Here is a 25,594-nt window from a genome sequence, read left to right as displayed (position 1 = left end):
GTGGATAACCGGGCCGAGGGGGTCAAGCAGTTGGAGCTTTGTCTTCTGGTGCGCCGGTATCTTCTGCGGCGTCTTCACTTTCGCTGTCGACTTCGTGGTCCAGCTCGGTATCAACAGTACCGCCTTCAGCAGCCGCTTTCTTGCGGGCAGCCTTTTCCTCTTTCTTCTGCTCTTTAGCCAAGTCTCTTTGACGCTTAGCGAAGTTATAGTTTGGTTTGGCCATGGGCGATCCTCTTGGGGTCGAAGGTGAGGTTGAGCGGCGCGTATTCTGCCCTGTATTAGTGCTTAGCCGTTAGCTGGGTTTTTGCAAGGTTGCACATTGCGCTAAAAATACGACTCTACACCCACGCAAAAGCCGGTTGTGGATTAAATCTAGTTACTTATTCCCCCAAAATTCAAAATGATGGCCTAAGGTTATAAGCCTGAAGTCCATTCTGGGATGGATTGTGTCGATTGTGGCGATAGATCATGACGCAGATCATATGAATCGATACAATTTTCAGGCAATCTGTATACAGATTTTTGCTTCCCCATACCCTGCCTTGGAGATACACCATGTTTGCCAAAGTTGTTGCGGTATCCCTTTTGACTCTGGCCAGCGGCCATTTGCTGGCGGCTGAGTGCGCTGTAACTGTCGATTCGACTGACCAAATGTCTTACAACACCAAAGAGATCGTCATCGACAAATCCTGCAAGACCTTCACCGTTAACCTGACGCACTCCGGCAATCTGCCGAAAAACGTCATGGGTCATAACTGGGTCTTGAGCAAAAAGGCAGACATGCAGGCAGTTTCTACCGACGGCATTGCCGCTGGCCTGGACAAAAACTATCTCAAGGACGGTGATGAGCGCATCATCGCCCACACCAAAGTGATTGGCGCCGGTGAGAAAGACTCCGTGACCTTCGATGTGGCCAAGCTGAAAGCGGGCGAAGAATATGAATTCTTCTGCACCTTCCCGGGCCACAACTCGATGATGAAAGGCGCTGTGGTTCTTAAATAACACCACGCAAGCCCTTAACAGCCCTGACGTGCCCTGCGCCGTCAGGGCTGTTTGCGTTCAGGCCCTGGAGTCGGTCATCTTGAAAATGCCCTGGGCGTTGCTGCTGTCGAAGTTCAGATCGATGTGGCCGGTATCAGGGTCGATCTTGCGTTGGATGAACTCCACAAATGACCCCGGCACTGCGTGCTCGCGGTACACCCCGGCAGCATCGACCAGGCCGCGGCTGACCGTGTTGGCGCGATAGGCGGTTTGCATCACCCGCCCCGAGGCGGACACTTCGATGCTGTCTTTCATGGGCCGTTGCAAGTCACGTTGTTGCGCCACACAGGCTTCGAGGTCCGGCACGCGATCGGTCAGATGGTTGAAGCTGTTGCCCTCGGTTGCGATCCAGGCCATCTCGGCGCTTTCAGCGAGGAGGCAGTTGTAGTCCGTTTCCTGTACCACGCCATGCTGCCGGCCGAATGCTTGATACAGCCCTGGCAACAGGGCCTGCGCCTGGCTCAGGCTGCAGTGGCGGGTGAGGCTCAGGGTCTTGAGGATGCTGTGGTGTTGGGCCTGCAGCGGGTCAAGGCTGGAACCGACCACGCGGCTGACGGCCTGTTGAAAAGCCTCGCTGAAGCGGCCGGGGTGCAGTTCCGAGACAAAGAACTGGGCGATGTCTTCGGGCAGATCCATTTGTCGGTATCCCCAGCCGGTCATGTTCAGCTTGGTCAGCGGGTAGGTTCGCACATCGGTAAAGCCCAGTGGCTCCAGCAAACGGGCAAATGCCTGGCGGCCGCGGGGCAGTTCGCCGTTGGCAGGCCAGTCCACCGTACGGAGGGCGCCATGGTCGAACACTACCTTGCGGCCATGCTGTGCCTGTTCCTGTACATAGCGTCGGCCTTCAGGCACGGCTTCCACCAGTTTGTGCAGCAGGCACAGGTTCAGTGCTTCGGCGAGCCACACCCGGTGCAGTGCCTGTTCATGCCAGTTGAAGCGCAGCAGCCCTTCAGGCACTTCGACATGCTCACGCAACCAGGCGGTGGCCGGTTGGCCGAGCACGGAATCGACAAGGGAGAACAAAGCATCGAAAGCAGGCATGGGGCAGGGCTCTGGCGACGAAATAGACGTCTATCAAAGCCTTTGGCCGTTGCGGCCACAAGCGAAAAAAATTGCGGGGTTCATTCCGTTTTTTCCGGGAAGGAAAAAGCCCCTCACCCTAGCCCTCTCCCGGAGGGAGAGGGGACGGATTGATGGTGTTCTTGAAACCGCGTGCGGTCTGCTCCCTCTCCCTCCGGGAGAGGTACGCACGGGCTCAAGGCGCGAACGGCATCTCACGCTTGTGGTGGGTCTTTTCGTACGTCTTGCAGATGATATTGAACGCTTCTTCGCTCACCGGCTCGCCATGCAAAAAGGCATCGATCTCGGCATAGGTCACGCCGTGGGACGCTTCGTCCGGTTTGCCGGGCTCCAGGTCTTCGAGGTCGGCAGTCGGGACTTTCTCCACCAGCGATTCCGGCGCACCAAAATGCCGCGCAATGGCCCGCACCTGATTTTTCACCAGCCCGCTGAGCGGCGCCAGATCACAGGAACCATCACCGAACTTGGTGAAGAAGCCCATTACCGCCTCGGCGGCATGGTCGGTACCGATCACCAGCCCGCCAGTCGCCCCGGCAATAGTGTATTGCGCCACCATGCGCATACGCGCCTTGGTGTTACCCAGTACAAAGTCCACGGTGGCGGCAGGCTTGCCTTCAAACGCGGTCACTTCAGCCGCCAGGGCCTTGACCGCAGGGCCGATGTTCACGGTCTGGCGCTCGTCCGGGTTGATAAAGTCGACCGCAGCCGTGGCGTCTGCTTCGTCATGCTGCACACCGTAAGGCAGGCGCACGGCAATAAAGCGATAGGCCTGGTCACCGGTCTGTTCGCGCAATTGCTGCACCGCACGTTGGGCCATCAGGCCTGCGGTCAGGGAGTCGACCCCGCCGCTGATGCCCAGTACCAGGGTCTTGAGCCGGGCGTTGTGCAGGCAGCACTGAATGAAAGTGATACGCCGGGCAATCTCGGCCTCAAGGGCTGCGGTGTCTTTGAACGGCGGCTGGACCTTGAGGTCTGCAGCAATCTGACGCTGTACGGCCTGCATGATTCACTCCTTGGGAGAATGTTCAGGAACTTGGAAAACGTGGCGTAAATAGGCGGCGAAGTTGGGGTCGGAGCAATGGGTCTTGCCCGGTTCATCGGAAATCTTGGCCACCGGCGAGCCATTGCAGGCGTTCATTTTAAGCACGATGCTCATTGGCTCAACCCCCGGAATGTCGCAGGTCAGGTTAGTCCCGATACCGAAGCTGACGTTGATCCGGCCGCGCAGCGACCGGAAAATCTCCAGCGCCCGGGGCAGGGTCAGGCTGTCGGAGAACACCAGAGTCTTGCTCATGGGGTCGATGCCCAGCTTGTGGTAATGAGCTATGCATTTTTCGGCCCACACCACAGGGTCGCCGGAGTCGTGGCGCAGGCCGTCGAACAGCTTGGCAAAGTACAGATCGAAATCTTTCAGGAAGGCATCGGTAGTAATGCAGTCCGTCAGCGCGATGCCCAACAAGCCGCGGTACTCGCGCACCCAGCAGTCGAGCGCGGCACTCTGGCTGTCGATCAGCCGTGGGCCCAGTTGCTGGTGCGCCATGATCCATTCGTGGGCCATGGTCCCCAGCGGCTTCATGTCCAGCTCGCGGGACAGGTTGACGTTGCTGGTGCCGACAAAGCGCCCGGGGAAGTCGTGCTTGAGCACACTGACGACTTCTTCTTGCACGCGGTACGAAAACCGTCGACGAGTGCCGAAATCGGCGACTTGCAGTTCAGACAACTCTTCTGCGCTGGCATTGGCCTGCAGCCAGTCAAACTTGCGATACAGCTGCTCCCGGGCCTGTGACAGCACGGTATCGGCATAGCGCGAACGGTTGCGTACTTCGCTGACAATCGCCAGTAACGGCACTTCAAACAGGATCACATGCAGCCACGGCCCGCGCAGGCGGATAACCAGTTCGCCGTTTTCGATGCCGGTGTGTACATAGCGCATATTGAAGCGAAACAGCCCCAAAAAGCGGATGAAGTCGGGCTTCATAAAGGTGATGCGTTCCAGAAACCCCAACTGGTCCTGAGTCATGCTCAGTTCGCACAGGCGTTCGATCTGGTGACGAATTTCGTTGAGGTATGGGCGCAGATCCTCACTGTTGCGGCAGCGGAATTCCCATTCGACTTCGACGTTGGGGTAGTTGTGCAGCACCGCCTGCATCATGGTCAATTTGTAGAAGTCGGTGTCGAGCAGGTTCTGCACGATGCGATCGGCAAATACACTCTCGCTCATAGCGGCAATCTCCATGCTGCCCGTGCCTGATAGCCACGGCGTTCAGCTTTTTCAATGAATGGCGCTAGTGGCGCATATCTGCAGGCGGTTTTGCCAGCGGTTTTTGTGGTCGTAGCCTGTTTCTGCCCGCTCCTACAGGTGTTATCGCGCATCCAGCTGCTCCATGAACCAGCTCACGAATGCCTTTACCTTGGGTACGCCTGCCGTATGTTCAGGATAGGCCAGGTAGTAGGCATCGCGGCTCGGCATCAAGTGCTGCCAGGCGATGACCAGTTTGCCGTCGGCCAATTCCTCTTCCACCAGGAACCTCGGCAGCAGTGCCACGCCACAGCCAACCTGGGCTGCGCGGATGCACATGTAGAAGGTGTCGAAGCGCGGCCCATGGTAGCTGTGATCGGTATGAAACCCCTGATGCTCAAACCACTCGTGCCAGGCCTGTGGCCGCGAAGCGTTCTGCAGCAACACCAGACCTGTGAGTTGGGTCGGGTCGGTCAGTGCCGTGCCCGGCAAGCTTGCTGGCGAACATACGGCGACCAGTTCTTCACTGAACAGCTTCAGGCTCTCGGTGCCGGGCCGTGAGCCCTGGCCGAAGTAAAACGCCAGATCGCTGCGCCCTTGCAGCAAATCGTCGCCTTGCTGCTCATTGCACAGATCCAGATGAATATGCGGATGGCGTATGCCCCAACCTTTGAGGCGCGGCACCAGCCAGCGGGCGCCAAAAGTGGAAGGGGTGGAGACCCGTAGCACTTCTGTTTCGCCGCCATAGGAACGCAGGGTATGGGTCGACATCTCGACCTGGGTCAGGATTTTTCGGACTTCTACCAGATACAAATCCCCTGCTGGAGTCAGCTGCAAGCGGCGGCGCACCCGGCGAAACAGCAAGTGCTGCAACAGCTCCTCGAGCTGTGCGACCTGTTTGCTGACTGCGCTCTGGGTCAGATTCAGCTCTTCGGCCGCACGGGTGAAACTCAGATGACGAGTCACCGCTTCAAAACACTGCAACGCCGTGATCGAAGGTAGATGGCGCTTGTTGAGCATAGAAGGCCTCTGATTGTTGTTGTCAGGCAACGTTACCAGTGCAGCATGAATTTTCGGAATGATATCTCGCTTAAAGGTCGTTTGTTGCCGCCATGCCAGCCAGCTACAACTAAAGGCCTGTGAATCATTTTTTAAAGCTCAAGGAGTGCCTTCAATGGTTGCTGCATTACTGGATCGTCTTGGTGTGAACCCCGCGCTGTACCAGCAGGGCAATCAGCCGGTGTATACGCCGATTGACGGTAGCCAGATCGGTGCGGTGCACTGGGAAGGGGCTGCCGAGGCCGAGCAGCACGTGACCCGCGCCGAACACGCATTCGAGGCATGGCGCAAGGTGCCTGCCCCGCGTCGTGGGGAACTGGTGCGCCAGTTCGGCGATTTGCTGCGTGAGTACAAGGCCGATCTGGGCGAGCTGGTGTCATGGGAAGCGGGCAAGATTACCCAGGAAGGGTTGGGCGAAGTGCAGGAAATGATCGACATCTGCGACTTTGCAGTTGGCCTGTCGCGTCAGCTCTACGGCTTGACCATCGCCTCGGAGCGCCCAGGCCACCATATGCGTGAAACCTGGCACCCGCTGGGTGTGGTGGGTGTGATCAGCGCATTCAACTTTCCGGTGGCCGTGTGGGCGTGGAATACCGCGTTGGCGCTGGTATGCGGCAACGCGGTGATCTGGAAACCATCGGAAAAAACCCCGCTGACGGCGCTGGCCTGTCAGGCCTTGTTTGATCGTGTGTTGAGCTCGTTTGAGGGCGCGCCCAAGTACCTGGCCCAGGTGGTGATTGGTGGTCGTGAAGCGGGCGAAGCCCTGGTTGACGATCCGCGAGTCGCGCTGATCAGTGCCACCGGCAGCACGCGCATGGGCCGCGAAGTGGCGCCTAAAATCGCCGCACGCTTTGCCCGCAGTATTCTGGAGCTGGGCGGCAACAATGCGATGATTTTGGCGCCGAGTGCCGACCTGGACATGGCCGTGCGCGCCATTCTGTTCAGTGCTGTCGGTACTGCCGGGCAGCGCTGCACCAGCCTGCGCCGGCTGATTGCCCATGACTCGGTCAAGGAAGAAATTGTCACCCGGCTCAAGGCGGCCTACTCCAAAGTGCGTATCGGTCATCCGCTGGAAGGCAATCTGGTGGGGCCGCTGATCGACAAAAGCAGCTTTGAAAACATGCGTGATGCGCTGGAGCAGGCCCTTAGCGAAGGCGGGCGGGTATTTGGTGGCGAGCGGCAATTGGCAGGCCAGTACCCTGGCGCTTACTACGTGGCCCCGGCGATTGTGGAAATGCCCGAGCAAAGCGACGTGGTGTGCAGCGAGACCTTCGCGCCGATTTTGTATGTGGTCGGTTACAGCGACTTTGCCGAGGCCTTGCGCCTGAACAACGCGGTGCCGCAGGGGCTGTCGTCATGCATCTTCACCACCGATGTGCGCGAGGCCGAGCAATTCATGTCGGCCACTGGCAGTGATTGCGGGATTGCCAACGTCAATATCGGGCCCAGCGGTGCGGAAATCGGGGGTGCCTTTGGTGGTGAGAAAGAAACCGGGGGCGGTCGCGAGTCGGGGTCAGATGCATGGCGTGGATATATGCGCCGGCAGACCAATACCGTCAACTACTCGCTGGAATTGCCGTTGGCGCAAGGGATTACGTTCGATTGAGGTGATGCAAGCCCTCACCCCCAACCCTCTCCCGGAGGGAGAGGGAGCTGATCTGCTTTTGCCTTTAGTCCCCTCTCCCTCCGGGAGAGGGCCAGGGTGAGGGGCTTTGATTTTGGTTGGGTTTCATTTCTGGAGCTTGGCAATGCCTTTACAAGAACAATGTCTGTGGGAAACCCTTACCCCCCAACGCCCCCAAGCGCCAACCTTCAAGGGCGAGTTGAGCGTTGATGTGTGTGTGATCGGTGCCGGCATCACCGGTTTGTCCGCCGCCATCCATTTGCTCGAGCAGGGCAAAAGTGTCTGTGTGCTCGAAGCCTATCGCACCGGTCATGGCGGCTCAGGCCGCAACGTAGGATTGGTTAATGCCGGGATGTGGATACCGCCCGACGATATCGAAGCCGGTTTCGGCGAGGCTGTCGGCAGCCAGCTCAACCGCATGCTCGGTGCCGCCCCGGGACTGGTGTTCAGCCTGATCGACAAATACCGTATCGACTGCCAGTTGCGCCGTGAAGGCACCCTGCACATGGCCCATAATGCCCGTGGCGAAGCCGATTTGCGCAGCCGTGAAGAACAATGGAAGCGCCGTGGCGCCCCGGTTGAACTGCTCACCGGCGCCGCCTGCGAAGCCGCTACCGGCACCACAAAAATCGCCGCCGCCTTGCTCGACCGTCGCGCCGGCACCCTCAACCCTATGGCCTACACCTCGGGCCTGGCCAAGGCAGCCTGTGATCTGGGCGGGCAGCTGTTCGATCATTCCCCGGTCACCGGACTTGAACGCCAAGGCCCACGCTGGTCAGTGCAAACGGCCCACGGTGCGGTAAGTGCAGAGCAGGTGGTGCTGGCGTCCAATGCCTACACCGAAGGCGAGTGGACTGACTTGCGACGTAACTTTTTCCCCGGTTATTACTACCAGGTCGCCTCCAAACCTCTGACCGACGCCAGCGCAGCGCGAATCTTGCCAGGCGGCCAAGGGTCGTGGGACACCCGCCAGGTATTGAGCAGTATCCGTCGCGATGCCGACGGCCGTTTACTGCTCGGCAGCCTAGGCAACGGCAATCAGAAGCCTGCGTGGTTTCTCAAGGCCTGGGCCGACCGCGTGCAGCAGCATTATTTCCCGTACCTCAAGGGCGTGGAATGGGAATGCACCTGGACGGGCTGCATCGCATTTACGCCCGATCATCTGATGCGCTTATTTGAACCGGCGCCCGGTTTGGTGGCAGTCACCGGCTATAACGGTCGCGGTGTAACCACAGGCAGCGTGGTCGGCAAGGCCTTTGCCGACTATTTGTGCAGTGGCGATGCCAAGGCCTTGCCAATCCCCTTTGCACCGATGCGGCCGCTGTCTGGCACGGGGTTGCGCAGTTGTTTATACGAAGCCGGTTTTTCGCTGTATCACGCCGGCCAATGTTTAAGAATTGTGATCTGACGCGGTTTTTTTCTGGGCGCCCCGACGTTTTGCCTGGCAGCGGCTAGCCTTAAGTGGTGCGGCCTGTAGCAGTCCTGCACCGAGAGTGTGCAGTTCGGTGACGCAAGTGGTTACAGGACGTTTGCGCAACCCGGGGCAACCTGGTTGCAATCCCGGCTGCGGCAGGTGGCGCCTGTAGAAACATAGCGGTTTTACCTTCCTCGGTTTAGACGGTTGCACGCCCAATGAAAATGGGCTCGAAACAGTCGATATAACAACAATAGAACGACTTTTTTAAGAATAAAAAGCCAATGGCACGCGGCTTGCTCAGCGCTTTAGGTGAAGTCGAAGTGCCATCTAATAAAACCTCAGGAGCACCACCTCATGTCGCAGACGTTCTACAAGAAAGGTTTTCTGGCCCTCGCCGTAGCAGCTGCATTGGGCGTTTCTTCGTTTGTTCAGGCTGATCTGAAAATTGGTGTTGCGGGCCCGATGACTGGCGCCAACGCAGCTTTTGGCGAACAGTACATGAAGGGTGCCAAGGCAGCGGCAGACAAGATCAACGCCGCCGGTGGGGTCAACGGCGAGAAGATCGTTCTGGTGGCCGGGGACGATGCCTGCGAGCCGAAACAGGCCGTAGCCGTCGCCAACCGTTTGGTCGACCAGGACAAAGTGGCCGGTGTAGTAGGGCACTTCTGTTCTTCATCGACCATTCCGGCGTCTGAGGTGTACGCCGATGCCGGTGTGATTGCGATCACTCCTGGCTCCACCAACCCGGCGGTGACCGAGCGTGGCCTGAGCGCGATGTTCCGCATGTGTGGTCGCGATGACCAGCAGGGCATTGTGGCGGCGGATTACATAGTTGATGTGCTCAAAGGCAAGAAAGTGGCCGTTCTGCACGACAAGGACACCTATGGTCAGGGCCTGGCGGACGCCACCAAGGCGCAACTGATCAAGCGCGGCGTGACCCCTGTGCTGTACGAAGGCCTGACCCGGGGCGAAAAAGACTTCAGTGCCGTGGTGACCAAAATCCGCTCCAACGGAGCTGACGTCGTGTATTTCGGTGGCCTGCACCCGGAAGCCGGCCCGCTGGTACGCCAACTGCGTGAGCAAGGCCTCAAGGATGTGAAGTTCATGTCCGATGATGGTGTGGTCACCGACGAACTGGTTACCACCGCAGGCGGCCCGCAGTACGTTGACGGCGTTTATATGACCTTCGGTGCCGACCCGCGCCTGTTGCCAGACAGCAAGGTGGTAGTTGAAGAGTTCCGTAAGGCTGGCACCGAACCAGAGGGCTACACCCTGTACGCCTATGCTTCGGTCCAGGCCCTGGCTGACGCCTTTGCCGGCGCCAAATCCAACAAGGGTGAAGATGCTGCCAAGTGGCTCAAGGCCAACCCGGTTAAAACCGTGATGGGTGAGAAAGCCTGGGACAGCAAAGGTGACCTTAAAGTCTCCGACTACGTTATGTACCAGTGGGACAAAGACGGTAAATATCACCAACTGGAAAAACAGAAGTGAGATGAGTCACCTACCTGATGCCAGCTTCGGCGGGCATCAGGTAGGGATGGATCTGCACCACCTGTCTTCTTTTCCAGGAGTCGCGCACACCCTGCCAGCCAAGCTGTCCTGTGACGGCGTGGATGGCTTGCGTCTGCGCAAAGGCTCCAGTGCGTGAGATTGCGTTATGGATGGTATTTTCCTACAGCAACTGCTGAACGGCCTGACCCTCGGGTCTGTCTACGGCCTGATCGCCATCGGCTACACAATGGTCTACGGCATCATCGGCATGATCAACTTCGCCCACGGCGAGGTGTACATGATCTCTGCTTACCTCGCGGCGATCAGTCTGGCTCTGTTGGCATACTTCGGTATCGAATCCTTCCCGTTGTTGATGTTGGGCACCCTTATTTTCACGGTGGTGGTCACGGGCGTGTATGGCTGGGTGATCGAGCGCGTGGCCTACAAGCCGCTGCGCAATTCCACACGGTTGGCGCCGCTGATTAGCGCCATTGGTATCTCCCTTATCCTGCAGAACTATGTGCAAATCGCCCAAGGCTCACGTCAGCAGGGCGTGCCGACGTTACTTAGCGGGGCGTGGCGGGTCGATATCGGCTCAGGCTTCGTACAGCTGACCTACACCAAAGTCTTTATTCTGCTCGCCGCCTTTGTGGGCATGGGCCTGCTTACTTACATCATCAAGTACACCAAGCTGGGCCGCATGTGCCGCGCCACCCAGCAGGATCGCAAGATGGCGTCGATCCTGGGGATCAATACCGACCGGGTGATTTCCTACGTGTTCGTGATCGGTGCCGCCATGGCCGCGCTGGCCGGTGTGCTGATTACCATGAACTACGGCACGTTCGACTTCTATGCCGGTTTCATCATCGGGATCAAGGCCTTCACCGCAGCGGTGCTCGGCGGCATCGGTTCACTGCCGGGGGCCATGCTCGGCGGGATCATCCTAGGTATTTCCGAGTCGCTTTTTGCCGGGTTGATTAACTCGGATTACAAGGATGTATTCAGTTTCTCACTGCTGGTGCTGATTCTGATTTTCCGTCCTCAAGGCCTGCTGGGTCGTCCTCTCGTGGCGAAGGTGTAAGTATGTCTGTAGCCATTAATAAACCGATTGATATCAAAAAAAGCGTAGTCGACTCGATCCTGGCCGGGTTGATTTCATTGATTGTGTTCGGGCCCATCGTAGGGGTGGTGCTCGACGGTTACAGCTTCAACCTGCAACCGGCCCGGGTAGGCTGGCTGGTGGCTATCGTGATGGTCGGGCGCTTTGCCCTGAGCCTGTTTTTACAGACTGCCAAAGGGCTGAAAATCCTGCAGGGCTTTGAGTCCACAGGCTCGGGCGTGCATGTGCTGGCACCGGACTACAAGTCGCGGCTGCGCTGGATCGTGCCGTTGCTGATCGTGATTGCCATCGTGTTTCCGTTTTTCGCCAATAAATACATTCTGACCGTGGTCATCCTTGGGCTGATTTACGTGCTGCTGGGCCTGGGGCTGAATATCGTGGTTGGCCTGGCGGGGTTGCTCGACCTGGGGTATGTGGCGTTCTATGCCATCGGCGCTTATGGTCTGGCGCTGGGCTATCAATACCTGGGGCTGGGTTTCTGGACGGTGCTGCCGCTGGCGGCCATTGCGGCGGCGATGGCGGGATGCATTCTGGGGTTTCCGGTGTTGCGCATGCACGGTGACTACCTGGCCATCGTGACCCTGGGCTTTGGTGAAATCATCCGTCTGATCCTCAACAACTGGCTGTCGTTTACCGGCGGGCCAAATGGCATGCCGGTGCCATCGCCGACCTTTTTCGGCCTGGAGTTCGGCCGGCGCGCGAAAGATGGCGGGGTGCCATTTCATGAGTTCTTCGGCCTGGAATACAACCCCAATATCAAGTTCCTGTTTATCTATATCGTGCTGTTTCTGGTGGTGCTGCTGGTGTTGTACATCAAGCACCGCCTGACCCGCATGCCGATCGGCCGCGCCTGGGAAGCGCTGCGCGAAGACGAAATTGCCTGCCGTTCCATGGGCCTCAACCATGTGCTGGTCAAGCTGTCGGCGTTCACCATTGGTGCCTCCACGGCTGGCCTGGCCGGGGTGTTCTTTGCCAGCTACCAGGGTTTTGTTAACCCTTCCTCGTTCACCTTCTTCGAGTCGGCGCTGATCCTCGCCATTGTGGTGCTCGGCGGCATGGGCTCGACAGTGGGCGTGGTGATCGCCGCATTCGTGCTGACGGTGGCTCCTGAACTGTTGCGCAGCTTTGCCGAGTACCGGGTGCTGCTGTTTGGTGTGTTGATGGTGTTGATGATGATCTGGCGACCGCGAGGCCTGATCCGCATCAGCCGTGTCGGAGTTGCGCCACGCAAGGGGGTTGCGCCATGAGCGAATTGTCAAAAGACGACGTGGTGCTCTCGGTCGACAAACTGATGATGCACTTTGGCGGGATCAAGGCCCTGAGTGATGTCAGCCTCAAGGTCAAACGCAACTCGATCTTTGCCCTGATCGGCCCCAACGGTGCCGGTAAAACCACAGTGTTCAACTGCTTGACCGGCTTTTACAAAGCCAGCGGCGGCAGGATCGAACTCAATGCCCGCGGTACTCGTACCAACGTGATCAAGCTACTGGGGGAGCCGTTCAGGCTGAGCGACTTTGTATCGCCCAAGGCGTTTGCCAGCCGGCTGTATTACAAAATGTTCGGCGGAACACATCTGGTCAACCGCTCGGGTCTGGCGCGCACGTTCCAGAATATCCGCCTGTTCAAGGAAATGTCGGTACTGGAAAACCTGCTGGTGGCCCAGCATATGTGGGTCAACCGCAACATGCTCGCCGGCATCCTCAATACCAAGGGCTATCGCAAGGCTGAAAGCGATGCGCTGGATCATGCCTTCTACTGGCTGGAGGTGGTTGACCTGGTGGACTGTGCCAATCGCCTGGCCGGTGAGTTGTCCTATGGCCAGCAGCGACGCCTGGAGATTGCCCGGGCCATGTGTACGCGGCCGCAAATCATCTGCCTGGACGAACCGGCGGCAGGCCTCAACCCGCAGGAAACCGAAGCGTTGAGCGGGATGATCCGCCTGCTGCGCGACGAACACGACCTGACGGTGGTGTTGATCGAGCACGACATGGGCATGGTCATGAGCATTTCCGATCACATCGTGGTGCTCGACCACGGCAACGTGATTGCCGAAGGCGGGCCTGAGGCCATCCGCAACGACCCCAAAGTGATTGCGGCCTACCTTGGCGCAGACGAAGAGGAGCTGATATGACGGGCACGATCCTCGAGCTCAAGGAACTGGACGTTCACTACGGGCCGATCCAGGCCCTGAAAAAAGTCTCGATGCATATTGAGGAGGGCGAAACGGTAAGCCTGATCGGCTCCAACGGTGCGGGCAAATCCACGTTGCTGATGTCGATTTTTGGCCAGCCCCGGGCCAGCGGCGGGCAAATTATCTACCAGGGTGTGGACATTACCCACAAGTCCTCGCACTACATCGCCTCCAACGGTATCGCCCAGTCGCCGGAAGGCCGTCGCGTGTTTCCGGACATGTCGGTGGAAGAAAACCTGCTGATGGGCACCATCCCCATTGGCGACAAATATGCCGACGAAGACATGCAGCGCATGTTCGAGTTGTTCCCCCGGCTCCTGGAGCGGCGCAATCAGCGGGCCATGACCATGTCGGGTGGCGAACAGCAAATGCTCGCCATTGCCCGAGCGCTGATGAGCCGGCCCAAGCTGCTGTTGCTGGATGAGCCCAGCCTGGGGTTGGCACCGATTGTGGTGAAGCAGATTTTTGCCACGCTGCGGGAGCTGGCAGGCACTGGCATGACCATCTTTCTGGTGGAGCAGAACGCCAACCATGCCCTGCGGTTGTCGGACCGGGCCTATGTAATGGTCAACGGTGAAATCCGTCTGACCGGCACCGGCAAGGAACTGCTGAGTAACGAGGAGGTGCGTAACGCTTATTTGGGCGGGCATTAACAGGCATTTCACATCTCTCTGTGTGGGAGCGAGCCTGCTCGCGATGGCATCACTGCGGTTTGTTTGAATCACCGCGTCGATCCCATCGCGAGCAGGCTCGCTCCCACATGTCTTTTTGTCAGACAATTCCACCCCGCCCGCCCTCGCCGCAAATTGTGGAAAACAATATTACAACGCTGTGAAAGCGCGACATAAAGCCGCTGCAATTACCTGTTTTGTCATCATTTTGACTTGTCCCCGTTTGCTGTGGAGGTGGCTGTGGGTAACGTGGGAGTAGTTGGCTGTAGCCCTTTATTTACAAGGTGTCCAGCTGGGTGGTTATTTTTCGACCAGCGGCTTTTGCGCAGCCGTTGCGCCGATTTGTCAACAGGTTTGTACGGGTGTAAAGAGCGTCTGGAAATAATGACTAACCTGTGGATAAGTCTGTGGTTAAACTCTGGAAAGAATGCTCCAGGCAGCGTAATTACTGGCCTCTGGCTATCTGGCGGATTTTCCACGGTTGCACCTTTTTGGGGCGTCTGCATGCGGGGTGTGCCCGGGTCAAGTAAAAAAGTCTTACCGATGCTCTCTATCCCTTGTGGATCGGGGCTTTGCGCTTTTTGGAGTTGCCCCCAAAGACTGTGGACGGGCCTGTGGATAAGGTGAGCGCATCTGGCTCCAGCCCTTGTTCGTCGTGGCTTGTCGCGTGCTGGTTGTTTTTTGTACAGACTTGTTGCGAAAACACCGCAGGTTGCCGCTGAACGCTAGCCGGGGCATTCTGCTCAACGTCCAATTCAACGGCGGCCGATGCCCGCCAGCCAAGGAGAACATGATGACTTCCACCCTGTTTATTACGGGCGCGACTTCCGGATTTGGTGAAGCATGTGCACGCAAGTTTGCACAGGCAGGCTGGAAACTGGTGTTGACGGGGCGACGCGAAGACCGTTTGAAAGCATTGTGCGAAGAGTTATCCAAGCAAACCGAAGTACACGGCCTGGTGGTGGATGTGCGCGACCGTGCCGCGATGGAAGCGGCGATTGCCGGTTTGCCACCTTCGTTCAGCAGATTGCGTGGGCTTATCAACAACGCGGGCCTGGCCCTGGGTACCGACCCTGCGCCCAAATGCGACCTCGACGATTGGGAGACCATGGTCGACACCAATATCAAGGGCCTGCTCTACACCACCCGCCTGCTGTTGCCACGACTGATTGCCTACGGCCGTGGTGCCGGGATCGTTAACCTGGGTTCCATCGCGGGTAGTTATCCTTACCCCGGCAGCCATGTGTATGGCGGTACCAAGGCGTTTGTAAAACAGTTCTCCCTGAACCTGCGCTGCGATTTGCAGGGCACGGGCGTGCGGGTCAGCAACGTTGAGCCGGGCCTGTGCGAGAGCGAGTTCTCGATGGTGCGCTTTGGCGGCGACAAGGCTCGCTACGACGCGACCTATCAGGGCGCCGAACCGATTCAGCCAGAAGACATCGCCGAGACCATTTTCTGGGTGCTCAATACTCCGGCCCACGTCAACATCAACCGCCTTGAGCTGATGCCCGTCACGCAGTCCTGGAGCGGTTTTGCCATCGAGCGCCACGCCAAGGAGTAAACTCACCCCTGGCAGCCCACCTGCGACCTCCTGAGGGGGTCGCATTCAATCGGGCTGAAAAGGAGTTTGTGTGAGTAACCGTGGTGAGCAGAAACTGCTCAAGCAATCGACCGTTCTAATGTTCGCGGTGGCCATTGCCGGCATCGTGACGGGTTTTATTTCGGGTTCCGAATCCATCATGTTCGATGGGTTTTTCTCTCTGATCGCGACTTTTATCAAAGTGCTGATGCTGATTACGGCGCAACTGATCGCCAAGGAAAGCAACCAGCGTTTCCAGTTCGGTTTTTGGCACCTTGAGCCCATGGTGCTGCTGATTGAAGGCAGCTTCCTGTTGTTGATTGCGATCTACGCCTTTCTCAATGGCGTGTTCGGCATTATCAATGGCGGGCGTGATATCGAACTGGGGCTGGTGATCGTCTATGCGGCGGTGTTCACCGTTGTTGAATTTGCCTACTACTTCTGGGTAAAGCGCAAAAATCGCAAGCTCAAGTCAACCCTTATCCAGTTCGATAATGTCAGCTGGCTGGTGGATGCCATGTTGTCGGTGGGGCTGTTGATAAGTTTTGTCACGGCGTTGCTGTTGAAGCAGCAGGGTTATGCACAGTGGGCTGCTTATGTTGACCCGGCGATCCTGATTTTGCTGGCGCTGAGCATGCTTGCGCCGGCGTTCAAGATCCTCAAGCCGGCCTTGCGTGATGTGCTCGGGATTGTCCCGGATGCGCTGGATGACAAGGTGCGGGATGTGCTCGAGGAAATGTCGGCGCGGCATGGTTTTGAAGGCTACAAAACCTATGTGCAGAAGCACGGGCGGGCACGGTTTATAGAGATTCATATCGTGTTGCCGGCAGGTTATCCACTGACCAGCGTGAAGACCCTTGATGCACTGCGCGAAGAGATCTCCGGGTTGCTGGGTGCCGCGGACAGTGCGCGCTGGCTGACCATCAGCTTTACCGGTGATCGTAAGTGGATTGCCTGAGCCAGCCTTGAGTGGTGGGAGCGGGCTTGCTCGCGATTCAGGCGGCGCGGTTTGTCAGGACTGTTTCGGTGATGCCATCGCGAGCAAGCCCGCTCCCACAGCTGTTGGTGTTAGCTGAGGTATTGCACCAAACCGCTGTAACAGGTGGCCAGATGATAAGGCGTGGTCGACGGCATATCCTCGCGGCTGACCTTGCCCGCGCCATCGCGGCATTCGTACCAGCCACCGGCATGTAGAAACTTCTGCTGCAGCGCCAGCAATTGACGCTGCACCTGTGCCTGGCTGTTCGGGCGCAAGGTCAGGGCGCGCAGGTACTCGGCCTGTGCCCAGATACGCTGGGTACCATCGCGCAGGCTGCCATCAGGGGCCAGCATGCCGCACACCGCGCCGCTCTGCGGGTCGACCCCCACCTGCTCGGCAAACCCGAACGCCCGCTCCAGCGAACCGTGCAACGGCGTCTGGCGCAGCAGTGGCGAAGACTCCAGCAAAAAGAACCACTCGAATTGATGCCCCGGTTCAAACCAGTTATCCACAGCTCCGAGCGGTTTTTCCAGCATGACGTTATGCACAGGCTCGATAAAGCGCTGTTGCATACCCTCGGCCAGGGCCAGCAAGGCCGTCTGCACTGGCTTATCGTCACGTACCGACAAAGTGGCCAGGAACGCTTCGGCCAAGTGCATCAACGGGTTTTGCAGCGGGCCGCTGCCCAGTGGCGACCAATCCCGCTCCAGGCTGGCTTCATACAGGCCGTTGCCGTCATTGAAACGTTCAGCCACCACTGCCAGTGCGCCATTGAGCGCCGACGCCACTTGTGGTTCGCGCACTTTCGCCCAGTAATGGGCACAGGCAAAGATGATAAAGGCGTGGGTGTAGAGGTCTTTGCGTTGATCCAGCGGCGCGCCATCGGGGCCGATGCTGTAGAACCAGCCACCGTGCTCGGCGTCATGAAAATGCAGGTGCAGCGAGCGGAACAGTTCAGCAGCGCGTTCGGCGGCACCGGGGAACGCCGGGTCGTCGATCAGGCTGGCGAACAGGTACAGCTGCCGTGCGCAAGCCATGGCTCGATAGCGCTGGGGTGGCAGCGGCTGGTGCGTGGGGCTCAAGGCTTCGAAGGGCAGTGCGAGTTCGGCATTCCAGCCGGGGCCTTGCCAGAGCGGCACGATGACCTGGCGAAAATGCTGCTGTACTGCCGCAAATTGGGCGGTCAGTTCAAGCGGGAAGTCGGAGCTGGCTACATCAGGCATCGGTGGGTGTCGTCACGGCTGGGGCGATTGCGCGACATGATACACCGTGATTCCCCGGATGATCTCAACTCTGTGGGGGCGAGCCTGCTCGCGATGGCATCGCTGCGTTTTTCTGATGTACCCCGTCGCGGCCATCGCGAGCAGGCTCGCTCCCACAGATGATTTCACCGCTATTGGATCAACAATCCCTGACGCTCAATAAACGCCACGATGGTGTCCAGGCCATGTCCGGTCTTCTGGTTGCTGAACACAAAGGGTTTTGCACCGCGCATGCGCTTGGTGTCGCTGTCCATCAGTTCCAGCGATGCGCCCACCAGCGGCGCAAGGTCGATTTTGTTGATCACCAGCAGGTCTGATTTGCAGATCCCCGGCCCGCCCTTGCGCGGCAACTTGTCCCCGGCGGACACGTCGATCACGTAAATGGTCAGGTCGGACAGCTCCGGGCTGAAGGTGGCCGACAAGTTATCCCCACCCGATTCCACCAGAATCAGGTCAAGGCCGGGAAAGCGTCGGTTCAACTGATCCACAGCCTCCAGGTTGATCGACGCATCTTCACGAATCGCTGTGTGCGGGCAGCCGCCGGTTTCTACACCGATGATCCGCTCTGGCGCCAGCGCCTCATTGCGCACCAGAAAGTCAGCATCTTCACGGGTGTAGATATCGTTGGTGACGACGGCCAGGTTGTACTTTTCCCGCAGGGCCAGGCACAGGGCCAGGGTGAGCGCAGTTTTGCCGGAGCCTACCGGGCCACCGATGCCAACACGCAAAGGCTGTGTGTTCATTGCTTTCTCCTAGGAACGAAACAGGCGGCTGTACTGGCGCTCGTGGGCCATGCTCGCCAAAGACAGGCCGAAAGCGGCACTGCCAATGTGGGATAAGTGGAGGCTACTGGCGTGTTGCTGGGCCTGCTGCAACGCAGCCGACAGTTCGCTGGTCATGCGCTGGGCCGCTTGCTGGCCCAGGGGCAGGGTTTTCATCAGCACGGCCAACTGGTTTTCCAGCCAGCTCCAGAGCCAGGCGGCCAATGCGTCCTGTGGGTCGATGCCCCAGGCGCGTGCGGCCAATGCCCAGCCCAGCGCCAGATGGGGCTCGGCCTGTTGTGCGAGAAACTCGCGTGCGGGCTCGTCCAGCTCCGGTAAGCCGGTGAGTAACTGTTGCAGGGAATACCCCATTTGCCGGCTTTCCTGATGCAGTTCTCGGGTTTCACGGCTGGCGCGATGCTCGTCACACAAACGCTGCAAAGCGTTCCAGTCTTGATCCGCTGCGGCCTGACAGTGGGCGAGCAACAAGGGCGCCTCGAAGCGGGCGAGGTTGAGCAGCAATTGATCGCGGATCCAGCGCGCTGCCGTGGCCGGGTCAGCCACGCGGCCGTTTTCAACGGCCATTTCCAGCCCCTGGGAATAGCTGTAGCCGCCAATGGGCAGCTGCGGGCTGGCCAGGCGCAAGAGCGCCCAGGCCGGGTTCACAAGCGCACACCAAACTGATGCAACCGCGGGGCGTAGTTGAAGTCCTCTTCGCCCGCACGGGAGTGGTGATGGCCACCGCCATAGGCGCCGTATTCGGGCTGAAACGGAGCTTCGATGGCCTCGATATGGGCACCCAGTTGCTCCAGCATGGCCTTGAGCACGTAGTCGTCAAGCAGGCGTAACCAGCCATCACCCACTTGCAGGGCGACGTGGCGGTTGCCCAGGTGATAAGCGGCGCGGGTCAGTTCAAAAGCATTGCAGCAGGTGACATGCAGGAGCTTTTCGGGGCTGGCACAGACGCGCACGATGCGTCCGTCCTGAGCCTGCAGAAATTCGCCATCGACCAGCGGTGACTGGCCACGGTCAAGGAACAGGCCGACATCTTCGCCGCTGCTGCTGAAACAACGCAGGCGACTTTTGCTGCGGGCTTCGAAGTTCAGGTGTAACTCGGCGCTCCACACGGGGTGGGACTGGACTCTGCGATGAATCACCAGCATCGGAAGGCTTCCTGCAATGGACATTACTCCAACCACAGCAAGGGGCTTGCCAACCCGGTCGGAGGCTGCAAATGCAGGCCCAAAAAGGGTGCAGAAAGATGAAGATGTTCTATATAAGTGCGCAATCTGCGCATCGGCGCACCAATGGGGTGCGCTTGCGATTATTCGGTACTGCCCAGGCCTTTCCAGTGCTTGAGCCCGATAAAAATAAAGCGCAGTTGCTGACTGATCTTGGCCTGGGGCTGCAGGTGATCGGGCAGTGAATCTGCAGGCGGGTCGATCACGTCGGGCAAGGCGGCAAATACGCTTTTGACCACCAGATCGGCGATCACGGTAAGGCCGGCATGATTCAGGTGCGCTAACTTGGGCTTGGAGCCAAGGTCGGCCGCCAGATCCGAAGTGATGTCTTCGCGCAGGGCGCCAATGGCCTGGCGAACCGGTTGCGAGCCGCCGTATTGCTCGCGGGCCAGAAACAGAAACTGCGAGCGGTTGGCTTCTACCACGTCGAGAAAAATTCGTACCGAGGCGTTGATCACACCGCCCATAAACAGTTCGTTGTGACGCACCAGACGAATGGTTTCACGAAAGGTCTGGCCGACTTCACTGACCAGGGCCAGGCCCAGTTGGTCCATGTCGCTGAAGTGGCGATAAAAACCGGTCGGCACGATGCCAGCGGTCTTTGCGACTTCGCGCAGGCTCAGGCTGCCAAAGCCGCGACCCGACTCCATCAAGTGGCGGGCAGCATCCATCAGCGCAAGGCGGGTTTGTTGCTTCTGTTCGGCACGAGGCAGCATCGGGGCTGGTATTCCAGACAAGTACAGCGGCGCACTCTAGCAAATCGGCTTTGATGACGTCGAACGGTGTACTGCACAAAGTGTGGGGGCGGGCTTGCTCGCGATGCAGGTTACGCGGGCTAGCGGATCAGCGGCAGGGATGCATTGGCGAGCAAGCCCGCTCCCACACCTGCGAAAGGCTTAGCTCGCATGCTTGTTGCGTTCTGCCAGACGATCGGCGCCACCTTCGGCGACAAACTGGCTGCCCGGAGTGCGATCGTAGCCATCTTCGGCATAGCTGTTTTGTTGGTCCAGGGTACGTTGTGCGCCGTCTTCGGCAACCGGGTTGAGCGGCTGGCTCAAGGAGCTCGATGCTGGTTGGGCCATTGGGGTCGGCTCTTCATCGGCAGGCATGGCGAAGGCGTTGAAGGCCATCAGTGAAAGGGAAAGACCAAACAGGACTGGGCGTTTCATGGTGTGTGCTCCGTAGCAATGCAACTAAGTAGGTGTGATGGCAATGCTACGCTTGGCTGCCGGATATCAAAGTTCATACGGCCAATGGTGATAATCGACAAAATTGATTGTTCAGGCTGGGAGGCTCTAGCCCGGGGCTTTTGAAATTTTTTATACGAAAGCCGTACCGGGGTTAAACCTTCCGGCGTCTTTGCCAGTCGTACATTTATGGCGTCGTAACTGGGACGTTCTGTGGAATTCAAGGAGCCGTGACATGACGCGCACCCGTAAGACCCTTGCCTGGGCAGGCGGTATTTTCGTTCTGCTGGTGGCCGTGCTGGTGGTGATCCTCGCTACCTTCGACTGGAACCGCATCAAGCCGACCATCAACAGCAAAGTGTCTGAAATCCTCCACCGCCCGTTTGCTATTAACGGTGACCTGGCTGTGCGCTGGCAGCGCGAAGAGGATCAGGGCGGCTGGCGGGCCTGGGTGCCGTGGCCCCATGTGATTGCTCAGGACCTGACCCTGGGCAACCCCGAGTGGGCGAAAACTGCGCAAATGGCCAGCCTGAAAAGAGTCGAGCTGCGCCTGTCGCCGCTGGCGCTGTTGACCCAAACCGTGGATATCCCGCGCATCAATCTGACAGAGCCCAGCGCCAGTCTTGAGCGCCTGGCTGATGGCCGGGCGAACTGGACCTTTACCTTCGACCCCAAGGACCCGGATGCCGAGCCTTCAGCCTGGACGCTGGACATCGGTGCTATCGGCTTCGACAAGGGGCATGTGACCCTCAATGATCAGACCCTGAAAACCCGACTGGACGTGCTGATCGACTCGCTGGGCAAACCCATCCCGTTTAGCGAGATCGTCGGCGAAAAAGACGCGAAAAAGGCCCTGGAGAAGGGCGGCAAACCGCAGGACTATGCGTTCGCCCTCAAGGTCAAAGGCCAGTACCACGGTCAGCAGCTCAACGGCAGCGGTAAAATTGGCGGTCTGCTGGCATTGCAGGACGCGACTCAGCCTTTCCCGTTGCAAGCCCGGGTCAGCATTGCCGACAGCCATGTCGAGCTGGCCGGAACCTTGACCGACCCGCTCAATCTGGGTGCCCTGGACCTGCGCCTGAAATTGGCCGGTACCAGCCTGAGTAACCTCTATCCGTTGACCGGCGTGACCTTGCCGGATTCGCCGCCGTACTCCACCGACGGCCATTTGACCGCCAAACTGCGTGAAGCCAATGGCGCGACCTTCAGCTATGAAAATTTCAACGGCAAAATCGGCAGCAGTGATATCCATGGCGATCTGAAATATGTGGCCAGCCAGCCACGGCCCAAGCTGTCCGGCAAGCTGGTGTCCAACCAGTTGCTGATGGCTGACCTGGGGCCGTTGATCGGTGCCGACTCCAACACCCAGCAAAAAGCCCGGGGCAGCGAGAGCAAGCAGCCTGCGGGCAAGGTGCTGCCGGTGGAAGAGTTTCGCACCGAGCGCTGGCGCGATATGGACGCAGACGTAGAACTCACCGGCAAACGTATCGTGCAAAGCGCCGAGCTGCCGTTTACCGACCTCTACACCCATGTGGTGCTCAATGATGGCGAACTGAGTCTTGAGCCGCTGCGTTTTGGCGTGGCAGGTGGCAAGCTGGATGCGCAAATTCGTCTCAACGGCCGTGCTGCGCCCCTGAAAGGCAGCGCCAGGCTGACCGCGCGCAACTTTAAACTCAAGCAACTGTTTCCCACCTTTGAGCCGATGAAAACCAGCTTCGGCGAACTCAATGGTGATGCCACGATTACCGGTACCGGTAATTCGGTGGCCAAGTTGTTGGGCACCGCCAACGGTGATCTGAAGATGATCATCAATGACGGCGCTATCAGTCGCAGCCTTATGGAAATTGCCGGCCTGAACGTAGGCAACTATGTAGTGGGCAAGATTTTTGGCGACGAGGACGTGAAGATCAACTGCGCGGCAGCGGACCTGGGGATCAAGAACGGGCTGGCCAGTACCCGATTGTTTGTGTTCGATACCGAGAACGCGATTATCTATATCGATGGCACGATCAACCTTGCTACCGAGCAGCTGGACTTGAAGATCACTCCAGAGTCCAAGGGTTTGCGTCTGTTTTCGTTGCGTTCACCGCTGTATGTACGCGGTACCTTTGCCAACCCGTCAGCGGGTGTGCAAGCCGTGCCGCTGCTGTTGCGTGGTGCGGGCATGGTGGCATTGGGTGTGATTGCAGGGCCGGCGGCGGGATTACTGGCGTTGGTCGCCCCAAGCGGTGGCGAACCCAACCAGTGCGCGCCGCTGCTGCAACAAATGCAGCAGGGCAAGGTGCCGAAGACGGTGAAGTAGATCAAAAGTCCCTCACCCTCTCCCGGAGGGAGAGGGTGAGGGGACTAAAGGCAAAAGTGGATCCGGGCAACGCCACCAGTTGACTCCCTCTCTCTGCGAAGGCTTGAGCCGGACATCGAAAGCGGGCATGGAGAGGGCTGGGGTGAGGGCTAAATCACGCCGCCCGCAACGGCGTAGTCCAGCGCTCCGACAGAATCACTCCGCCCAAGGTCAGCGCCCCGCCAATCAGGTGATAGGCATGTAGTTGCTCTTTGAGCACCACCGCTGCGATCAGCGCGGTAATCAACGGCAGCAGGTTGAAGAACAGCGTGGTACGGCTTGGGCCAAGGCTGGCCACGGCTTTCATCCAGGCCAGCGGTGCGATCATCGACGCCAGCACGCAGGCGTAAAGCACCAGCCCCATGTTATGCACCGTTGGCCCGACCTTAGGTGAGGCCAGATACAGCGGAAACAACACCACAATCGCCACCAGCACCTGCATATACAGCATCTGCAGCGGCGGCAGGCGCAGTTGCCATTTTTTCAGCAGGGTGCTGTAAACCGCATAGGCCAGGGTGGCGACCAGCATCATCGCGTCACCCAGGTTGAGGCCATGATCAAGCAAGGCCGCCAGGCTGCCGCTCGACACCACCACCAGTACCCCGACAAACGATACGACCGCGCCCACCAAGGCCCCGGCAGTCAGGCGCTGCCCCAGGCTGATAATCGACATGCTCAGCACCATCAGCGGCATCAATGACAGGATAATGCCCATATTGGTCGCCGACGTACGGGCCGCCGCGTAGTAGGCCAGGCTCTGGTACACCGCCATGCCGAGCACGCCGAGGATGAAAATCTTGCCCAGGTTGGGGCGGATGATCGGCCAGTTGCTCATCACCGGCTTGAGCATAAAGGGGGTAAACAGCAGGCCAGCCAGCAGCCAGCGATAAAAGCCGATCTCGGACGGGAAGATCGCTCCCACCGCAAGCTTGTTGATAACGGTATTGCCGGCCCAGATCAAAATGGCCAGTAGCGGGTAAGCGTATTGCATCGGTGACAACCACAGGGTTAATGAGCGGTGATTATCCGCTTGTCTGTCTGCGAGCCTATACTGCGATCCAGCCAACCTCACCCCGTATCCAGACAGCATGCACAAGAATCTGATCAACGTCCCCGAGTTCGACGGTCTGCCAGCGCCGGTTTACTTTCGCTATGCCGAGATTGAGGCCCACAGCCATGCCGTGCCCCATACCCATGCCTGGGGCTCACTGGATTATGTGGCCCACGGTGTGATGCGCTTTGAAGTCGATGGCCGGCGCTTTATGTCGCCGCCGCAATACGCGGTCTGGGTGCCGCCCAACACCGAGCACAGTGCCTACAACGCCCAGGCGATTGTTTATCGCTCTGTGTATCTGGATGCCGTGCATTGCCAGCACTTGCCGACCACCCCGGTCACCCTGGCTATCAGCGATATTCTCAAGGCCATCCTCAGCGACTTTGCCCGCCGCGATATCAATATCCCGCAAAGCGAAGCCGATGTAAGACTGGCCCGGGTGCTGGTCGATCAATTGCGCCAGGCACCGGTGCATCAGTGCTTCTTGCCTTATGCCAGCCATCCGGGCCTGTTGCTGGTGTTGGAAGCGCTGCAACAGAGCCCAGGCGACAACCGCCCGTTGGGCCAGTGGGCGCAGCAGGTGCATGTCAGCGAACGTACATTGGCGCGGGTGTTTGTGCGGGAACTGGGCATGAGCTTTGGCGAGTGGCGTCAGCGTCTGCGGTTTCTGGCCGCGATTGAGGCGCTGGAGTCTGCGCGCAGCGTGCAGGACGTGGGCTTCGACCTGGGTTACAGCACCTCGTCGGCGTTTATCGCAATGTTCCAGCGCCAGGCCGGATGTACCCCGGAGCAGTATCGACGTCAGGCACGAGTGCTGTAACAGAGTTTGTCTACACTTCAGGAATCGCGCTGCCCGTTGGCGCGCCAACAAGGAGAAAACTCCATGAAGATGCTGCGTGTTCCTTTGCTGATGATAGGTCTGCTCCTGTGTTCCCAGGGCTTTGCGGCCACGGCCCAACAAAACAAAATGACCACCTGTAACGCTGACGCCAGTGCCAAGGCCCTCAAGGGCGATGAGCGCAAAGCCTTTATGAGTACCTGCCTCAAAGCCAAGCCGGCGACGCAGCAGGACAAGATGAAAACCTGCAATGCCACCGCCGGCACCCAGGCCCTCAAGGGCGATGCGCGCAAAGCCTTTATGAGTGATTGCCTGAAGAAAAAATGATCGGCACTGTGGGAGCGGGCTTGCTCGCGATGGCCTCACTGCGGTTTAACTGACATACCGCAGCGCCTGATTCGCGAGCAAGCCCGCTCCCA

The 25,594-nt window shown here is 58.8% G+C and carries 26 protein-coding genes; 14 read left to right on the top strand and 12 right to left on the bottom strand.

The window, feature by feature from the left end:
- Positions 1-22: 22 nt before the first annotated feature.
- A complete protein-coding gene (locus tag PPTH39_RS18035; RefSeq protein WP_095000968.1) occupies positions 23-223 on the bottom strand; it encodes a hypothetical protein in 201 nt (66 codons plus the stop codon).
- Between the two features lie 332 nt (positions 224-555).
- Here PPTH39_RS18035 and azu point away from each other — a divergent pair, with 332 nt between their 5' ends.
- Positions 556-1,002 carry an azurin gene (azu, locus tag PPTH39_RS18030; RefSeq protein ID WP_095000969.1) on the top strand — a complete coding sequence of 149 codons (447 nt, stop codon included), beginning with the start codon at positions 556-558 and terminating at the stop codon, positions 1,000-1,002.
- Between the two features lie 57 nt (positions 1,003-1,059).
- Here azu and PPTH39_RS18025 read toward each other — a convergent pair whose 3' ends face one another.
- The 4 genes from PPTH39_RS18025 to PPTH39_RS18010 form a co-directional block, all read right to left on the bottom strand.
- Positions 1,060-2,082: a DUF1338 domain-containing protein gene (locus PPTH39_RS18025; protein ID WP_095017675.1), complete on the bottom strand. Its 1,023-nt coding sequence runs from the start codon at positions 2,080-2,082 to the stop codon at positions 1,060-1,062.
- Between the two features lie 214 nt (positions 2,083-2,296).
- Positions 2,297-3,124 carry an ammonia-dependent NAD(+) synthetase gene (gene nadE, locus PPTH39_RS18020; protein ID WP_095000971.1) on the bottom strand — a complete coding sequence of 276 codons (828 nt, stop codon included), beginning with the start codon at positions 3,122-3,124 and terminating at the stop codon, positions 2,297-2,299.
- Positions 3,125-3,127: 3 nt separating this feature from the next.
- Positions 3,128-4,342, bottom strand: a complete 1,215-nt coding sequence (gene pncB, locus PPTH39_RS18015; RefSeq protein ID WP_095000972.1) for a nicotinate phosphoribosyltransferase — start codon at positions 4,340-4,342, stop codon at positions 3,128-3,130.
- Positions 4,343-4,483: 141 nt separating this feature from the next.
- Entirely contained in the window at positions 4,484-5,380 is an 897-nt protein-coding gene (locus tag PPTH39_RS18010; RefSeq protein WP_095017674.1) for a LysR family transcriptional regulator, read from the bottom strand.
- Between the two features lie 154 nt (positions 5,381-5,534).
- On the opposite strand from PPTH39_RS18010, the gene amaB reads away from it, so the two are divergent.
- The 10 genes from amaB (at position 5,535) to PPTH39_RS17960 (ending at position 16,470) form a co-directional block, all read left to right on the top strand.
- Positions 5,535-7,025: an L-piperidine-6-carboxylate dehydrogenase gene (gene amaB, locus PPTH39_RS18005; RefSeq protein WP_095000974.1), complete on the top strand. Its 1,491-nt coding sequence runs from the start codon at positions 5,535-5,537 to the stop codon at positions 7,023-7,025.
- A gap of 142 nt (positions 7,026-7,167) precedes the next feature.
- Positions 7,168-8,451: an L-pipecolate oxidase gene (amaA, locus tag PPTH39_RS18000; RefSeq protein WP_095000975.1), complete on the top strand. Its 1,284-nt coding sequence runs from the start codon at positions 7,168-7,170 to the stop codon at positions 8,449-8,451.
- A 363-nt stretch (positions 8,452-8,814) separates the two neighbouring features.
- Positions 8,815-9,951 (top strand): branched-chain amino acid ABC transporter substrate-binding protein, encoded by a 1,137-nt coding sequence (locus tag PPTH39_RS17995; protein ID WP_095000976.1) that lies wholly within the window; start codon positions 8,815-8,817, stop codon positions 9,949-9,951.
- 1 nt (position 9,952) lies between these two features.
- Positions 9,953-10,108, top strand: a complete 156-nt coding sequence (locus PPTH39_RS23555; protein ID WP_153327708.1) for a hypothetical protein — start codon at positions 9,953-9,955, stop codon at positions 10,106-10,108.
- Positions 10,109-10,117: 9 nt separating this feature from the next.
- The gene (locus PPTH39_RS17990; protein ID WP_095000977.1) at positions 10,118-11,032 is read left to right on the top strand and encodes an ABC transporter permease subunit; all 915 of its coding nucleotides are present in this window, start codon (positions 10,118-10,120) and stop codon (positions 11,030-11,032) included.
- 2 nt (positions 11,033-11,034) lie between these two features.
- On the top strand, positions 11,035-12,318 hold the full coding sequence (livM, locus tag PPTH39_RS17985) for a high-affinity branched-chain amino acid ABC transporter permease LivM (RefSeq protein WP_095000978.1): 1,284 nt from the start codon (positions 11,035-11,037) through the stop codon (positions 12,316-12,318).
- Complete coding sequence (locus PPTH39_RS17980; protein ID WP_095017673.1) at positions 12,315-13,202, top strand: ABC transporter ATP-binding protein; 888 nt, start codon at positions 12,315-12,317, stop codon at positions 13,200-13,202. The genes livM and PPTH39_RS17980 overlap by 4 nt, the downstream gene beginning before the upstream one ends.
- Positions 13,199-13,915, top strand: a complete 717-nt coding sequence (locus tag PPTH39_RS17975; protein ID WP_095000980.1) for an ABC transporter ATP-binding protein — start codon at positions 13,199-13,201, stop codon at positions 13,913-13,915. Before PPTH39_RS17980 ends, PPTH39_RS17975 begins: the two co-directional genes overlap by 4 nt.
- Positions 13,916-14,726: 811 nt before the next feature.
- Positions 14,727-15,494, top strand: coding sequence for an SDR family oxidoreductase (locus tag PPTH39_RS17965; RefSeq protein WP_130872345.1), 768 nt, complete (start codon positions 14,727-14,729; stop codon positions 15,492-15,494).
- Positions 15,495-15,564: 70 nt separating this feature from the next.
- Entirely contained in the window at positions 15,565-16,470 is a 906-nt protein-coding gene (locus PPTH39_RS17960; protein ID WP_095000982.1) for a cation diffusion facilitator family transporter, read from the top strand.
- 110 nt (positions 16,471-16,580) lie between these two features.
- Here PPTH39_RS17960 and PPTH39_RS17955 read toward each other — a convergent pair whose 3' ends face one another.
- The 6 genes from PPTH39_RS17955 to PPTH39_RS17930 all read right to left on the bottom strand — a co-directional run bounded on the left by PPTH39_RS17955 (position 16,581) and on the right by PPTH39_RS17930 (position 20,924).
- Positions 16,581-17,714, bottom strand: a complete 1,134-nt coding sequence (locus PPTH39_RS17955) for an AGE family epimerase/isomerase (protein ID WP_095024338.1) — start codon at positions 17,712-17,714, stop codon at positions 16,581-16,583.
- Between the two features lie 170 nt (positions 17,715-17,884).
- On the bottom strand, positions 17,885-18,496 hold the full coding sequence (gene ureG / locus PPTH39_RS17950; protein WP_095000984.1) for an urease accessory protein UreG: 612 nt from the start codon (positions 18,494-18,496) through the stop codon (positions 17,885-17,887).
- A 9-nt stretch (positions 18,497-18,505) separates the two neighbouring features.
- Positions 18,506-19,180, bottom strand: a complete 675-nt coding sequence (locus PPTH39_RS17945) for an urease accessory protein UreF (RefSeq protein ID WP_095017670.1) — start codon at positions 19,178-19,180, stop codon at positions 18,506-18,508.
- Entirely contained in the window at positions 19,177-19,677 is a 501-nt protein-coding gene (ureE, locus tag PPTH39_RS17940) for an urease accessory protein UreE (protein ID WP_095000986.1), read from the bottom strand. Before ureE ends, PPTH39_RS17945 begins: the two co-directional genes overlap by 4 nt.
- 161 nt (positions 19,678-19,838) lie before the next feature.
- Positions 19,839-20,471, bottom strand: a complete 633-nt coding sequence (locus PPTH39_RS17935) for a TetR family transcriptional regulator (protein WP_095000987.1) — start codon at positions 20,469-20,471, stop codon at positions 19,839-19,841.
- A 180-nt stretch (positions 20,472-20,651) separates the two neighbouring features.
- Complete coding sequence (locus PPTH39_RS17930) at positions 20,652-20,924, bottom strand: hypothetical protein (RefSeq protein WP_095000988.1); 273 nt, start codon at positions 20,922-20,924, stop codon at positions 20,652-20,654.
- 253 nt (positions 20,925-21,177) lie between these two features.
- Between PPTH39_RS17930 and PPTH39_RS17925 the strand changes: the two genes are divergently transcribed.
- Entirely contained in the window at positions 21,178-23,244 is a 2,067-nt protein-coding gene (locus PPTH39_RS17925) for an AsmA family protein (protein ID WP_095031352.1), read from the top strand.
- A 154-nt stretch (positions 23,245-23,398) separates the two neighbouring features.
- Here PPTH39_RS17925 and PPTH39_RS17920 read toward each other — a convergent pair whose 3' ends face one another.
- On the bottom strand, positions 23,399-24,274 hold the full coding sequence (locus PPTH39_RS17920; RefSeq protein WP_095017667.1) for a DMT family transporter: 876 nt from the start codon (positions 24,272-24,274) through the stop codon (positions 23,399-23,401).
- 97 nt (positions 24,275-24,371) lie between these two features.
- Between PPTH39_RS17920 and PPTH39_RS17915 the strand changes: the two genes are divergently transcribed.
- Both PPTH39_RS17915 and PPTH39_RS17910 read left to right on the top strand, forming a co-directional pair.
- On the top strand, positions 24,372-25,157 hold the full coding sequence (locus PPTH39_RS17915; RefSeq protein ID WP_095000991.1) for an AraC family transcriptional regulator: 786 nt from the start codon (positions 24,372-24,374) through the stop codon (positions 25,155-25,157).
- Positions 25,158-25,220: 63 nt separating this feature from the next.
- Positions 25,221-25,502, top strand: a complete 282-nt coding sequence (locus PPTH39_RS17910; protein WP_095000992.1) for a PsiF family protein — start codon at positions 25,221-25,223, stop codon at positions 25,500-25,502.
- Positions 25,503-25,594: the final 92 nt, after the last annotated feature.

It is taken from the genome of Pseudomonas bubulae (assembly GCF_900618535.1).
Classification (GTDB): Bacteria; Pseudomonadota; Gammaproteobacteria; order Pseudomonadales; family Pseudomonadaceae; genus Aquipseudomonas; species Aquipseudomonas bubulae.
The sequence above is the reverse complement of the archived record's forward strand: the minus strand, read 5'-3'. Positions and strand labels throughout refer to the sequence as shown.